11 protein-coding genes are annotated in these 13,533 nt (G+C 64.6%); 4 read left to right on the top strand and 7 right to left on the bottom strand.

The window, feature by feature from the left end; translation table 11 throughout:
• Positions 1 to 254 precede the first annotated feature (254 nt).
• The 4 genes from JQ628_RS02240 (at position 255) to JQ628_RS02225 (ending at position 5,209) form a co-directional block, all read left to right on the top strand.
• Positions 255 to 1,502: an MFS transporter gene (locus JQ628_RS02240; RefSeq protein ID WP_212218482.1), complete on the top strand. Its 1,248-nt coding sequence runs from the start codon at positions 255 to 257 to the stop codon at positions 1,500 to 1,502.
• Between the two features lie 40 nt (positions 1,503 to 1,542).
• Positions 1,543 to 2,529, top strand: a complete 987-nt coding sequence (gene acuI, locus JQ628_RS02235; protein ID WP_212218479.1) for an acrylyl-CoA reductase (NADPH) — start codon at positions 1,543 to 1,545, stop codon at positions 2,527 to 2,529.
• Positions 2,530 to 2,642: 113 nt separating this feature from the next.
• The gene (locus JQ628_RS02230) at positions 2,643 to 3,227 is read left to right on the top strand and encodes a hypothetical protein (protein WP_212218476.1); all 585 of its coding nucleotides are present in this window, start codon (positions 2,643 to 2,645) and stop codon (positions 3,225 to 3,227) included.
• Positions 3,228 to 3,520: 293 nt separating this feature from the next.
• Positions 3,521 to 5,209 (top strand): methyl-accepting chemotaxis protein, encoded by a 1,689-nt coding sequence (locus tag JQ628_RS02225; protein WP_212218472.1) that lies wholly within the window; start codon positions 3,521 to 3,523, stop codon positions 5,207 to 5,209.
• Positions 5,210 to 5,301: 92 nt separating this feature from the next.
• On the opposite strand, the gene JQ628_RS02220 is transcribed toward JQ628_RS02225, so the two are convergent.
• The 7 genes from JQ628_RS02220 to JQ628_RS02190 all read right to left on the bottom strand — a co-directional run bounded on the left by JQ628_RS02220 (position 5,302) and on the right by JQ628_RS02190 (position 13,408).
• Positions 5,302 to 7,173: a CHASE2 domain-containing protein gene (locus tag JQ628_RS02220; protein ID WP_349628008.1), complete on the bottom strand. Its 1,872-nt coding sequence runs from the start codon at positions 7,171 to 7,173 to the stop codon at positions 5,302 to 5,304.
• A gap of 19 nt (positions 7,174 to 7,192) precedes the next feature.
• Positions 7,193 to 7,711 carry a FecR domain-containing protein gene (locus JQ628_RS02215; RefSeq protein ID WP_212218469.1) on the bottom strand — a complete coding sequence of 173 codons (519 nt, stop codon included), beginning with the start codon at positions 7,709 to 7,711 and terminating at the stop codon, positions 7,193 to 7,195.
• Between the two features lie 196 nt (positions 7,712 to 7,907).
• Positions 7,908 to 10,577, bottom strand: coding sequence for a DUF2339 domain-containing protein (locus JQ628_RS02210; protein WP_212218466.1), 2,670 nt, complete (start codon positions 10,575 to 10,577; stop codon positions 7,908 to 7,910).
• Between the two features lie 123 nt (positions 10,578 to 10,700).
• Positions 10,701 to 11,207: a tyrosine phosphatase family protein gene (locus tag JQ628_RS02205; RefSeq protein ID WP_212218463.1), complete on the bottom strand. Its 507-nt coding sequence runs from the start codon at positions 11,205 to 11,207 to the stop codon at positions 10,701 to 10,703.
• Positions 11,208 to 11,298: 91 nt separating this feature from the next.
• A complete protein-coding gene (locus tag JQ628_RS02200) occupies positions 11,299 to 11,907 on the bottom strand; it encodes an HD family hydrolase (protein WP_212218460.1) in 609 nt (202 codons plus the stop codon).
• Positions 11,904 to 12,530: a DNA-3-methyladenine glycosylase I gene (locus JQ628_RS02195; RefSeq protein ID WP_212218457.1), complete on the bottom strand. Its 627-nt coding sequence runs from the start codon at positions 12,528 to 12,530 to the stop codon at positions 11,904 to 11,906. The genes JQ628_RS02200 and JQ628_RS02195 overlap by 4 nt, the downstream gene beginning before the upstream one ends.
• The gene (locus JQ628_RS02190; RefSeq protein ID WP_212218454.1) at positions 12,527 to 13,408 is read right to left on the bottom strand and encodes a YgfZ/GcvT domain-containing protein; all 882 of its coding nucleotides are present in this window, start codon (positions 13,406 to 13,408) and stop codon (positions 12,527 to 12,529) included. The genes JQ628_RS02195 and JQ628_RS02190 overlap by 4 nt, the downstream gene beginning before the upstream one ends.
• Between the last annotated feature and the right edge of the window lie 125 nt (positions 13,409 to 13,533).

Here is a 13,533-nt window from a genome sequence, read left to right as displayed (position 1 = left end):
GGCGGCGCCGACCGTTCTTGGCATGCGGCCCGCGCATGGCATGACGCAGACGGCGAACCGGGAAATCTACTGTGCATGGGGTTGTTTTGAAGATTTTGATTCAGCCCGGCTTACCGCTTCTACGTCCGGCCAATTTTGCAGGGCTGCCCTGCGATCCACGGCGCCCCCTTGGGGTTTTCATGCGAATGCATTAACTCCCGGCAATGTGCCGGGCCGCTATTTCGCGAGCCCGGCCGGATCCCGGGGGAAATTAGATGTCGGCAACTACTGACGCCCGGTCGGCGTCCGCGGTCAGCACTTGGCGCACGCCGCTCGTCATCATCATCTGCGGCTGCATCATCGCGCTGCTCAGCTTTGGCCCGCGCTCCAGCCTCGGCTTCTTCGTGCAGCCAATGAGCCGCGAACTCGCCTGGGGCCGCGACGTCTTTGGCCTCGCGCTGGCGCTACAAAACCTGTTGTGGGGTCTTGGCCAGCCGATTGCCGGCGCGATCGCCGACCGCTTCGGAATCGTCCGCGTGATGGTGGTCGGCGCGCTGCTCTATGCCGGCGGTCTGTTGCTGATGCGCTATTCGACGACGCCGCTGGCGCTCGATATGGGCGCGGGCGTGCTGATCGGTTTTGGCTTGTCAGGCTGCTCGTTCAACCTCGTTCTCTCCGCTTTCAGCAAATTGCTGCCGCCCGAGAAGCGCGGCATCGCGCTCGGCGCCGGCACCGCCGCCGGATCATTCGGCCAGTTCCTGTTCGCGCCGTTCGGCGTTGCCATGATCGACAGTTTCGGCTGGCAGCCTGCGCTCACCGTGTTCGCACTGCTGATGCTGCTGATCGTTCCGCTGTCGCTGGCGCTGTCGACGCCGCCGCAAGCCGAGACCAACGTGCCGGCTGCGGATCAGCAATCGTTCAAGACCGCGCTGGCGGAAGCTTTTGGCCATCGCTCCTACGTGCTGCTCGTGCTCGGCTTTTTCACCTGCGGCTTCCAGCTCGCCTTCATCACCGTGCATCTGCCGCCCTTCCTGGTCGATCGCGGCATTCCCGCTTCCACCGGCGGCTGGGTGATCGCGGCGATCGGGCTGTTCAACATCATCGGCTCGCTCAGCGTCGGCTGGGTGCAGAACTTCATTCCCAAGCGCTACATCCTGTCCGCGATCTATTTTACCCGCGCGCTTTCGATCCTCGCCTTCATCTCGTTCCCGATCACGCCGTTCACGGCGATCGCCTTCGGCGCCATCAGCGGCCTGACCTGGCTGTCGACGGTGCCGCCGACGTCGGCGCTGGTGGCGCTGATGTTCGGCACGCGCTGGTTCGCGACGCTCTACGGCTTTGCCTTCGTCAGCCATCAGGTCGGCGGCTTCCTCGGCGTCTGGCTCGGCGGCATCGTGTTCGAGCAGTACGGCTCCTACACGCCGCTGTGGTGGCTCTCGATCCTGTTCGGCGTGCTCTCCGCGCTGATCAACCTGCCGATCGTGGAAAAGCCCGTCGCCCGCCCGGTTGCGCAACCCGCCTGATGGGTTAAACATCCCCGATCAAGAGATCGGGGAGTTATCCGTGGGAACGTTCAAGGCGATCCGCATCGACAAGGCGGAAAAAGGCACCACCGCTGCGCTCACGCAGTTCGACGACGCCGAACTGATGGAGGGCGACGTCACCGTCCGCGTCGAATGGTCGACGGTGAACTACAAGGATGGCCTCGCCGTCACCGGCAAGGCGCCGGTGGTGCGCCGCTTCCCGATGATCGCCGGCATCGATTTCGCCGGCACGGTCGAGCAATCCTCGCATCCGGAGTGGAAGGCCGGCGACAAGGTGGTCTGCAATGGCTGGGGCATGGGCGAGACGCATCTCGGCGCCTATGCCGAGAAGGCGCGCGTCAAGGGCGACTGGCTCGTGCGTTTGCCCGAGGGCATTTCCACGCGCGATGCGATGGCGATCGGCACGGCGGGCTACACCGCGATGCTCTCCGTGCTCGCGCTGGAGAAGCACGGGCTGACGCCGAACAGCGGACCGGTCGTCGTCACTGGCGCTGCCGGCGGCGTCGGCTCGGTTGCTACCGCCGTGCTGTCAAAGCTCGGCTATCACGTCATCGCCTCCACGGGACGGACATCGGAGGCCGATTATCTCAAGAGCATCGGCGCGGCCGAGGTGATCGACCGCAACGAGCTCTCAGGCCCTGCCAAGCCGCTTGCAAAGGAGCGCTGGGCCGGCGGTGTCGACAGCGTCGGCTCGACCACGCTGGCGAACCTCCTCTCCATGACCCGATACGGCGGCGCCATTGCTGCCTGCGGCCTCGCCGCCGGTATGGACCTGCCGTCCTCGGTCGCACCCTTTATTTTGCGCGGGGTGTGCCTTCTCGGCATCGATTCCGTGATGTGTCCGCTGCCGCAGCGGAAGCTCGCCTGGGGCCGTCTGGCGACCGACTTGGATCGGGCAAAACTTGCTGAAATTACTCACGAAATTGGCCTGGATGAGGTCATCGCCACCGGCCCCAAAATCCTCGCCGGCCAGGTCCGCGGGAGAATCGTGGTAAAAATTTCCTAAGGGACATTCAGACTTTACCAACCAAGCTGCTCCAATGTTGCCACTGTTGGTATGGTAAGCAGCGGGTAAAGAGACTTCTGGCCCGCCGCTCTGGTGCAGTTGGAGTTATCGCAATGTTTGCGCGTATCGTGTTGGGAGCCGTCACCGTCTGTGCGACCATTGTGCCTGCACTCGCCGGAATGATGACGGCGGATGAAGCGCGCAGGTTCGTTGCCGGCAAAGTTTTTGCTTTCACCTGTTTCGACGGCAGCCGCGGCGCGGGCCGCATCATGGATGATCTTGGCGCCGCCGGCTCGATCCAGTTCTCGGGCGCAGGTCCGGTCCGCCATGTGCGGCTGCCCGGCAATACCTTGCAGATCCGCGGCCAGGCCGTGTGCGCCTCGATCAAGGGCATCCCGTTCGAACCCTGCTTCAATCTCGAGAAGAAGGACGAACGCAGCTTCCGCGGTTCGGTGTCCGGCATGGGCTTCGCCTATTGCGATTTCCGCCACCAGGGCGCCTCGCAGATGCTGATGGCTCGTGCGTCGCGTCCGCGCGCGCCGCTCGGTTCACGCCCTCGCGCGACCGACGACGCACGCGCCGAAGTGGCGGCACGGGTCGCGATGCCGGCGGTCGAGAGCGCCAAGCTCGAACCGGTCAGGGCGGAGCCCGCCGCCAGGACCGAACCCGCGCCTGAACTGCGCAGTTCGAAAGACTGAGCCGGCATATCTCCTTGAGAGCAGGGGGCAGCGTCGCCCGCAACACTGCGCAGGCGCGCGCCGGTCTGCATGCAGATGTTTGTCTCCCGTCAGGACTCTGACATCGACGGCCTCAGGGTGAGTGCCATCGAACGAGTTGCGGTATTGGCCGCGGGCGCGTCCCCGTATTCTTACCGGCTGCAATTTTAAAGGAGCATGCACACTCCAACACTAGAGAATCTGAGACGGCGATCGCCGGTCTAACTTTGATTCGGCAAGAGCGCGTTGCTATTCAGCATGAATTGGTGAATGGAATGAATTGGCTCAATAACCTTCGTCTTTCCGTGAAACTATCCCTCGTGTTCACGGCAATATGCCTCGTGGTCGGCATCAGCAGTGCGATGATTTACAGGTCGCTCGGTGTCATGCGCGCGACCGAGAAAATGACCGTTCATACCTACGAGGTTCTGGAGCAGCTCAACGCGATCGTCAGCGGCATGGTGAATAGCGAAACCGGCGTGCGCGGCTATCTGGTTTCCGCCGATGCCGGCTTCCTGGGCCCATATGAGGCAGGGCAGAAGCAGTATAACGCCGCTGTAGCGAAGGTCGGGAGCCTCACCTCCGACAACGCCGTGCAGCAGAGTCGCCTCGAACGGGTCAAGCAGAACGCGAGCGAATGGTTCACGACCGTCGCGCAACGCGAAATTGCGCTGATGAAGGATCCCGCTACCCAATCGAAAGCGCGGGAGCTGGAGTCATCGGGCACCGGCAAGAAGACGATGGATGGCCTGCGCGCCGTCGTGCAGGAAATGGATGCGGAAGAACGCGCGCTCCTGTCGGTCCGCGCCGAGGCGTCGCGCGCTGCCGCGGACTCGGCAATATTCACAATACTGCTCTCCGGCGCCTTGACGTTGCTTCTCTCGATTGCCGGTGCAGCCGGTGTCACCTTTGTAGTCACCCGCCCGATTCAGCGCCTTACGGCCCAGATGGGTGTTCTGGCCGGGGGCGATACGTCGGTAGCCATCTCGGGCATCGAAAGGCTTGACGAGGTTGGCCGGATGGCCCAGGCGGTCCAGGTTTTCAAGGCCAACGCGATTGAGGTCGATCGGCTGAAAGTCGAACAGCAGGCGGCCGAACAGCGTAACGCCGAGCAACGCAAGGCGGACATGATCAGACTCGCCAACGATTTCGAAGGCGCCGTCGGGGAGATCATCAACACGGTATCCTCGGCTTCGAGCCAGCTCGAATCTTCGGCCGGTACCCTGTCCTCGACCGCCGAGCGGTCGAAGCGATTGGCTACCACGGTTGCTGCGGCTTCCGAAGAAGCTTCCACCAACGTGCAGTCGGTGGCGTCGGCGACAGAGGAGCTTTCTTCGTCGGTGAACGAGATCAGCCGCCAGGTGCAGGAATCGGCCCGGATGGCGACCGATGCCGTCGGCCAGGCCCGCGTCACCAACGATCGCGTCAGCGAGCTTTCCAGGGCTGCCGCCCGCATCGGCGACGTCGTCGAACTGATCAATACCATCGCGGGACAAACCAACCTGCTCGCGCTCAACGCCACCATCGAGGCGGCGCGTGCAGGCGAGGCCGGCCGCGGCTTTGCAGTGGTCGCGTCCGAAGTGAAGGCGTTGGCTGAACAGACGGCAAAGGCGACCGGCGAGATCAGCCAGCAGATTTCCGGCATTCAGGGCGCAACGCAGGAATCGGTCGTCGCGATCAAGGAGATCAGCGCGACGATCGAAAGACTGTCGGAGATATCCTCGACCATCGCCGCGGCGGTAGAAGAGCAGGGGGCCGCCACGCAGGAAATTTCCCGCAACGTGCAGCAGGCCGCCCAAGGCACCCAGCAGGTCTCCGCCAACATCACCGATGTGCAGCAAGGCGCAGGCGAGACTGGCTCGGCCTCTTCGCAGGTGCTTTCGGCCGCTCAGATGTTGTCGGGCGACAGCAACCGCCTCAAGAGCGAGGTGACAAAATTCCTCGATACGGTCAGGGCCGCGTAAGGATTGACCTCATAGCCGACGTCGTTGTTACGGCCCGCGGCTTCGCGGGCCGTAATGTTTGAGGGACTGGAGCAGCACTATCGCGCCGGCGCTCATTCATACCGGTCGCCCGCATCGTTGCGCCAGAGCCAGACCGAGAGCGCGCGGGTGCGGCCGCGGATGCGCGTTTCCTTCGGTCCCGTGAGGATTCCGGATTCGCGTAGCGCTGAACCCGCGCCCGCCTGCTGCAACAGGTCGTCGCTTACCGCCAGCACGGCGCCTTGCCTGGCGGCGACTTCCATCAGGCGGCTTGCGACGTTCACGGTATCGCCGGTGGCGGTGATGTGCTGATGGCTGCCGCCGCCGAGGCGCGACGCAACGATCGGGCCGAAATGCGCGCCGACCTTGAAGCCAGTGCGCGCAGCGGTCGACGGCGGCAGGGATGCGATCCATTGTTCGGCCCGGTTGCAGAGATCGACGCAGCACAGCGCGGCATTTTTGGCATCGTCCGCGGTGCTTTCCGGCAGGCCGAACAGGATCATCGCGCCGTCACCGAGGAAGCTGGTGATCACCCCGCCGCGCGCCTCGACCTCGCGGTCGACGAGCCCGTGAAAATCCTCGAGCAGCCGCAGCGTCGCATCGCCGCCGAGCGTTTCGCTCAGCGCAGTGAACCCGGACAGGTCGATGAAGACGATCGCCGCATCCTGGTGCACCGGCGTGAGCAGGAAATTTGGATTTTTGGTCAGCCATTGCCTCAAGGCCGGAGCCTGGAACTGCTGTAGCAGATCGCTCTTCATCGCAAAATACTGTGCCTGCCGCCGGTTCAGCCAAAGCTGCACCGCGCCGAACAGGATGGCGGGCGGTGCCGCGGTGGCGAGCGGCAGCGACGCGCTGAACCAATATCCGCGCGAGAACGCAGCAAAATTCGCGATCATGGCCATGATCAGCACGGCAGCGATCATAAAGAGGCCGATCGCACTACGCTGCCAGGCCAGCAATATGATCAGCAACAGAGTCAGTGCGACCGCCATCACCGCATCGACCCCCCGCGTAAAACGATCGCGCAGGATTCCATCTGCGGCCATCAGATGGCTGATGGCGGTTGCGGCGACCTCTACGCCCGGCGTCACCGGATCGAACGCGGTCGAAAAGGTGTCGCCGCCTCCCGTCACGGTGGTGCCGATCACGACGATCTTGTCGGCAATCACCGCCGAGGGTACTTCATCGTTCAGCAGCGCGGCAGCGCTGACGGTCTGAATGGCGCCATGGCGTCCATAGAAGGCGACTGGAAGCACGAGATCGACATCGGTCGCAACCGGCTGCTTCCCCAGCATCAATCTTTCGGCCTCGATGACAGGATTTTCGCCGCTGGCCAGCGCCGCGACTCTGAGGGGCAGTGACAACTCGATCTTGTCGGAGGTGCGGAACAGCATCGGAAAGCCACGCGGCGTGCCTGAACTGTCCGTGGTGAGATTGACCACGCCGGTTGCCGCGTGATCGGAAAACGTCTTGAGCGGCAGCAGGAATTTTTCCGCGCGGGGCAATCGCGCCAGCGCGCCTTCGCTTGCGTCGAGCGATTGCACTGCGTCCGGGAATACGGCAGCGGCCGCGATCACGCTCGGATGCTTTTTCAGCGCTTCCGCCAGCGCCGTGTCGCCGGCTTCGCTGGCGCGATCGATCAGCAGGAGGTCGATTGCGATGACGCGCGGCCGCAGACGGCTGATGGTATCGATGATGCCGGCGAGCTCGGCGCGCGGCAGCGGATAGCCGCCCTTCTTGGCCACGGTCTCGTCATCGATCGCGACGATGGTGACGACACCGGGCGCGGGCCGTTCGCCACGCGACAACAGACGCAAATCGGTCAGCACGCCCTCGGCGCGATCCAGGAAACGGACATCGCCGTTGAAGTGCCCGTAGCCGAGCGCCAGCGCCCAGACCGCCGCCAGCAGCAGTGCTCCCATTGTCTGGAATGTCTTGTCGGTCACAGAGAAACGATCGGTGCGGTCATTGTCCCAGCCGAGCCAGCAAGGCATCGACGCGAGGTTGGCCCCAGCGCTTGACGGTGAGCGGTTCGGTGCTGCCGCGATCGACGTCGACACCTTCGCCGGGACCGAGCTGGACCTGGCGGCCGCCGCTCGGCCGCCGCACCGCCACTCTGCCGCGCAGCACCAGCACCGACGTCCGGGTGTCCTGCACGTCGACGGCCCATTTGGTCCCGCGCACGGCGGCGATCGCCTGCGGCGTGATCACTTGCAGGCGGTGTTTGGCTTTTGGCTTGGGTGCATCGATCAGCACGGCCTTGCTCTGTAGGTCGATCGTATCGACGTCGCCGCTCCGGGCGTGGCTCTGCAAGGTATATCTTGCGCCGTCCTCGGCGACGATGATCACGTCGCCGCGGCAGCGCAGGGTTTGCGTCGCGTTCGGCCCTTGCGTGGTGGCGCAGCCCATATTTGCCGGTTGCGCCGATACGGCATCGGGGTTCAGAGCTGAGGAGACGCCGAGAGCTGCGTACACGATAGCCATGCACATGGTTCGGGCGAAAACTGGCATGGCCGTATCTCCGTAAACACGCTCGAGGGAATATAGTCGTCGCGGCAACAGGTTCTTGCAAATCCAAACTGTGGTCAGAAAATGTCTTCGCCGGCCCGCCGTTAAGATGGTGGACCGGCAGGGCTATTTTCGCCGCACAAAGTCGCGTGAAGCCTGCGTGAAGCGTGATTTAGCCGCTGGGCGCCGCATCGGGTACGGGCGGCGCCTGTCTACGAAACAGGATGCGCTGGTAGAACCAGCCGATCGCCACCAGGACGACGCCGAGGCACATGAACGACAGCGCACGGTAGAAGCCGGTCAACTGCGACATGTCGATGAAGAACGCCTTCAGGATCGTCAGTGCGATCACCACGGCGGACGCAAGCCGAGCCCGCTGCGAATTGACGAGGATGCCGACGCCCAGCAGCAGGACGCCGAACACCAGCCAGGCGATCGAATAAGTGTATTGCTCGGCGCCGGTGGTAGGACCCCCCACCAGCACAGGGCCGTGATAGACCCTGCGGACTTGCAGCGTCACATAGGCGAGCGCGAGAAGGAGCGCGCCTGCCGCGATGGTGTTGCCATACTCGGCCGGACGATGACCGGCCGCGGCGTAGGACAACAGCAGCGCCAGCACCGCGGGCAGGGCATAGCCCAGCAGCAGCAGGTTGAAGAGAACGCCGCCGACATCGACCCATCCGAGCAGCGGGTTGTCCAGCATGAACAGGCCGAGCACCGTGATGGCTGCCGCAATCAGCGTCAGCACGACGGCGCCGGCATTGTGCACGATGCTGCCCGAGCGCAGATGCAGACGCTCCAGCCCGATCGCCATCGCGAGCGCGACGCAGACCTGGAGCGCGACCTCGGTAAGGCCGGCGCTCTGGCGATAGATGTCGCCATTGTTGATGAAGTGGCGGATCTGCGTGAATGCCAGCAGCACCGTGAACAGGATGGCGGCGGCTTCCACCGAACGGAGCGGCGCGTCGTCGCCGTTGCGGCGCAGGAAATAGCTGCCACCCCAGAAGCACAGCGCCGGCACGCCATAGCCCCACAGCAGCCAGTTGAAGATCGGCGTGGTGCCGACCTCGCTGCCGACAATGCGCGGCTCGTAGCCGACCCGCAGCACCACGATGCCGGCGAGGATCGCTGCCAGCGTGCGCAGGAACGGGATTGGCCGTTGCAGCGAGATCCAGGCGGTGCCGAGCGACATCAGCGCAATCGCAATCGTGAGCCAGCCCTTTTCCAGCGCAAAGGTCAGCGCCAGCGCCATGGCCGCGAGTGTGCCGGTGGCATAAAGCGCGATCGAGGCCTGTAGGCCCGGCCGGTCCTCGCGCTTGGTCAACATTTCGGTTGCCGCGGCGAATGCGGCCGCGAGCAGCACGGCCAAAATCGCAAACGGGATCGACCGGTCGAGAAGCGCAATGCGTGCGTAGAGCGCTACCAGCAGGGCCAGCGGCGTGAACACCGACGCGGCCGACCAGATGATCGGAATCTGCGGGTTGATCGAGCGGCCCTGTGCGAGGAATCCGGCGACACCGAAGCCTGCCGCAAAGATCGCCGCCGTGCCGAGGTGCAGCGAGACCGAGCCGTCGGTAACGGCAGGCCCGATGCCGGGCAGCGGCCCGCCCGGCAGCACCAGCATGTCCGGATTGGCGCGGATCACCCATTCGGCGAACACGATGAAGACGAAGCCGGCGGCAAAGCCGACCGCGGAGGTTGCGGCCTCCGTGCGCCAGGCGACAAGCAACGTGCCGGCCACCAGCAACGTAAACGCGATCATGACGGGATCGGCATGGTGGTTGCTCAGTACAATCAACGTTGCACCCAGCAGGTAGGCGGCGAGCGAGCCCGACGAGACCTGCTCGATCTTACCGTCGTCGGCAGCGGGGCCGAACATGAAGCCGCAGACCACCAGCAGCGCCGCCAGGATGAAGCCCGCGATCACGTGGAACACGAGCGGGCCCATCGGCGATGGTTCGAGGCCGGCCAACGTCCAGAGCAGCGCGAAGACGATGGTGGTCACCGCCAGCCAGCGCCACAGCCGCGCGCGCGCAAGGCCGAATGCCGCGGCGGTGACGATCGCGAGATAAATGTACAGCGCCCAATAGTCCGGCTTGTCCGAGGAGACGAGCACCGGCGTGACGAAGGCGCCGACGATGCCGAGCCCGGCCAGCGCCGGGCCATGCAGCAACGCCGCCGCCAGCGTGCCGAGCGCGACGAGGCCCAGCAGGACGAACGCGGTGCCGGGCACCAGGAAATCGTAGAGCGCGTAGGCGGCATAGACGGTCGCAAATGCGACCGCCGTTCCGGCCGCCGTCAGGATCGCCGGGATGTTGGCGATCGGCAGCGCGGCGATCTGCGAAATGCTTTCCTTGCGGCGGGTCCATTCGCCGGCGGCGAGCAAAGCGAGCGCGAACAGGCCGCCCAGCACGGTGCGTACGCCGGGGCCGAGCAGGCCCGCCTCGATCGAGTAACGCACCATGAAGAAGCCGCCGAGCGCCAGCGCCAGGCCGCCGACCCAGACCACCCAGCGGGTGCCCAGTTGCTCTTCCAGACCGGGCGCGGCTGGCGGCTGCGGGGGCGGCGGGGGCGTTTCCTGCGCCGGTTGCGGCGCGGGCGTCGGCTCGGGCTGAAGCGGCGGCGGTGCCTCCGTCGTTTCGACACGCACCTCTTCGGGGATCGGAGGCGCGGCAGGAGCCTCGCGCGGGGGCAACGGTGGCGGCGCGGCCGGCACTACCACCGCTCGCGGCGATGCTTCCAGCGCCTCGAGCCGCGTGCGCAGCAATGCAACCTGATTGAACGCCTTGGTCGCTACTATCAGCGCGACGACGGCAACAGCCAGCGCAAAGAATTCGAACATCGAGCCTCTCCGGAACGTCACTCGCGGGACGTCAACCGGTCAGCTCGGCGGTCCGTCGCGATACCGTGAGTGTGATTTTACCGGGCTAAAGTTCAATGGCGATGTGCGGCAAATTACCCGGTTTTAGTCCAAATCCACACGGAAGGGCCGGCCCTCGACCGTCATGCTGCCCGGGCCCATCTCGTCGAGCGCGCGCAGCATCCGCCCCTCGCGGCCCAGCACCTTGTCCGCCAGGCTGACGATCAGCCGGTTCGGCTGGGCGATCGGCGAGGCCGCCCGCATCTGCTTCGCAATCGAGATTTCGTCCCGGTGCGGATTGAGCGCGCAGGCGGTCATGAAGGCGCTCGCCGTCGAGCGGCTGATGCCGGCATAGCAATGCACCACCATCGGCGCGCTACGATCCCAGCCGCGCACGAACGCCAGCACCTTTTCGATATGCTCTTCGCATGGGGCGACAAAGCCATTCATGGCTTCCGTGATGTCGTCCATCGACACTTTGAGATGATTGGCGGGAAGCACCGACACCGGCCGCTGCACCTGATCCACATTGGCCATCACGGTCAGCACATGGCTGGCGCCGGTGATCCTGACGGTGTCGGGAAGGGCGGCGAGCGAACAGACGTGGAGCATGGCGTTCCCTGGATGTCTTCGGGTGTTCTTGATTTTGCGAGCAATTATAGAGGCCTCGCGCCTGCGGAGAAAGCAGCTTTAGCGGCTTGATTCACGGGTGCAACGCCTTGAAACGCTCGAGGAACCGCTTTTCGGCCCTGGCCGCGGTCCAGGGGGTCAGATAGTCCTGCTCCATCGCCGCGGAAAGGCCGGGATCGCCGCCGAACAGGCGTTTGGCCTCGCTCTCCGAAAAGCCCGCAAGGCGCGTCGCTTCGAGGAAGGCTGCGCCCTTGTCGGCGGCCTTGATTGCCTTGGTGATCGTATCAGCCAGCACGGCCGGCAGGCCGAAGCGGATGTGGATCGCCGACAAGAGGCGCTTCTCCACCACCTTGTAGTCGCCGCCGAGCACCGCCTTGAACGGCGAGATCATGTCGCCGATGACATATTCCGGCGCATCGTGCAGCAGCGCCGCAAGACGGAAGGTGACATCGACGCGCGGCATCTGCTCGCGCATGACAGCTTCCACCAGCAGCGTATGCTGCGCGACCGAGAAGATATGCGCGCCGCTGGTCTGCCCGTTCCAGCGCGCCACGCGCGCAAGGCCATGCGCGATGTCGGCGATCTCGATATCGAGCGGGGAGGGATCGAGCAGGTCGAGCCGCCGGCCCGACAACATGCGCTGCCAGGCGCGGCTTGCCACGGTCGACGTCTTGCCGCTCATTTGACCTTGAGGCGCGGCTTGCGGTGCGTGCCGCCGCAGGTGGCGTGGCAGTGGCAGGCAACGAGATGGTCGTTCACCATGCCGGTCGCCTGCATGAAGGCGTAGACGATCGTGGGGCCGACGAACTTGAATCCGCGCGAGCCGAGCTCTTTCGAAATCTTGATCGAGACCGGCGTCGAGGCCGGCACGCTCGCGGTGGTCTTGAACTGATTTACCTTCGGCTTGCCGTCGACAAAATCCCACAGGAATTTCGAGAAGCCGGGACCCTTCTCCATGATCTCGAGATAGGACTTCGCGCTCGCCACGGTGCCTTCGATCTTGGCGCGGTTGCGCACGATGCCGGCATCGTTCATCAGCGCATGCACCTTCTTCGCGTTGTAGCGCGCGATCTTTTCCGGCTGGAAATCGTCGAACGCCTTGCGGAAATTCTCGCGCTTGCGCAGGATCGTGATCCAGGACAGGCCGGCCTGAAAGCCGTCGAGGATCAGCTTTTCATACAGCGCGCGGTCGTCATATTCCGGCACGCCCCATTCGTCGTCGTGATAGGCGATGTAGAACGGATCCTCGCCCGGCCACGGGCATCGCATCTTGCCGTCGGGATGCAGTCGCGCTGATCGGCTCATGCGACGGTCTGCTTCGGTGAGGGGCGCAATTCGTCCGGCTCGGCGATGCGGATCGGAAGCCCGCCGGCGGTGAGCTGCACGCCCGCCGCGAGCGCATCGCTGACGCGATCGGTGCGGATCAGCGCAAGGCCATGCTTGCCCGATGTCGATCCCATGGTGCCGACCGTCTTGTCGCCGGCCATCACGGGAAGTCCGATCTCGGGCGAAAAATCATCGAGGATCACCTTCACGGTGCGCGTGCGCGCGGTGCCGCGGTGCTGCATGCGCGACACCACTTCCTGGCCGACATAGCAGCCTTTTTCGAAATCCACGCCGTGCAGGCGATCCATGTTGGTCTCATGCGGGAAGGCGTCGCTGTACATGAAGTCAACGCCGCCGCGCGGCGCGCCCGAGATGATGCGGTGCGCCTCGTAGGTCTCGCTATCGACCAGATCGGCACCGATGAGATCGGCAACCTTCTGCTTCAGCTCCTCGGGGACGAGGATGCGCCAGCCGAGCTTTTCGCTGCGCGGATCGGCAAAGGCGAGATCTGGCTTTGTCGTGGGCTCGCCGTCCCATACCGCCAGCACGCCGAGGCCGTCGGAAAGATTTTCCACCGTCACCTTGGCGCGCAGCTTGTAGAAGCCGAGCTTGTCGGCGAGCGGCTGTGCCAGCGGCCGCGGCACATCGATCAGGAAGCCGCCGCCATGGCCGGCCGAAGCTTCCGTGATCAGAAAATCCGCCGTGATCTTGCCTTGCGGCGTCAACAGCGCGCCGAAGCGGCCGACGCCGGGATGGACCAGCGTGACGTCGGTCGTGACGAGGCCATTGAGGAAGTTGCGGGCGTCCTCGCCGCTGACCTTGATCACGCCTCGATCGGGGAGAAACGCTGCTTTCATACAAGAATCTCTTGTGACATGTTGCATCGGAACGTAAGCCGCCAAGGCATTGACGACAAGGCCTCCGACCTCATCCTGAGGAGCAGGCGGAGCCTGCGTCTCGAAGGATGGGTAACGGGCACCGT

The sequence above is a fragment of the Bradyrhizobium lablabi genome (assembly GCF_018129385.1).
In the GTDB taxonomy this organism is placed as follows: domain Bacteria; phylum Pseudomonadota; class Alphaproteobacteria; order Rhizobiales; family Xanthobacteraceae; genus Bradyrhizobium; species Bradyrhizobium lablabi_C.
The sequence above is the reverse complement of the archived record's forward strand: the minus strand, read 5'-3'. Positions and strand labels throughout refer to the sequence as shown.

Coding starts and splice junctions, on each gene's coding strand:
- JQ628_RS02210 (WP_212218466.1), bottom strand. CDS start 10,577: ATGTTCGAATTCTTTGCGCTGGCTGTTGCCGTCGTCGCGCTGATAGTA.
- JQ628_RS02230 (WP_212218476.1), top strand. CDS start 2,643: ATGTTTGCGCGTATCGTGTTGGGAGCCGTCACCGTCTGTGCGACCATT.
- JQ628_RS02190 (WP_212218454.1), bottom strand. CDS start 13,408: ATGAAAGCAGCGTTTCTCCCCGATCGAGGCGTGATCAAGGTCAGCGGC.
- JQ628_RS02215 (WP_212218469.1), bottom strand. CDS start 7,711: ATGGCTATCGTGTACGCAGCTCTCGGCGTCTCCTCAGCTCTGAACCCC.
- JQ628_RS02205 (WP_212218463.1), bottom strand. CDS start 11,207: ATGCTCCACGTCTGTTCGCTCGCCGCCCTTCCCGACACCGTCAGGATC.
- JQ628_RS02195 (WP_212218457.1), bottom strand. CDS start 12,530: ATGAGCCGATCAGCGCGACTGCATCCCGACGGCAAGATGCGATGCCCG.
- JQ628_RS02200 (WP_212218460.1), bottom strand. CDS start 11,907: ATGAGCGGCAAGACGTCGACCGTGGCAAGCCGCGCCTGGCAGCGCATG.
- JQ628_RS02240 (WP_212218482.1), top strand. CDS start 255: ATGTCGGCAACTACTGACGCCCGGTCGGCGTCCGCGGTCAGCACTTGG.
- JQ628_RS02225 (WP_212218472.1), top strand. CDS start 3,521: ATGAATTGGCTCAATAACCTTCGTCTTTCCGTGAAACTATCCCTCGTG.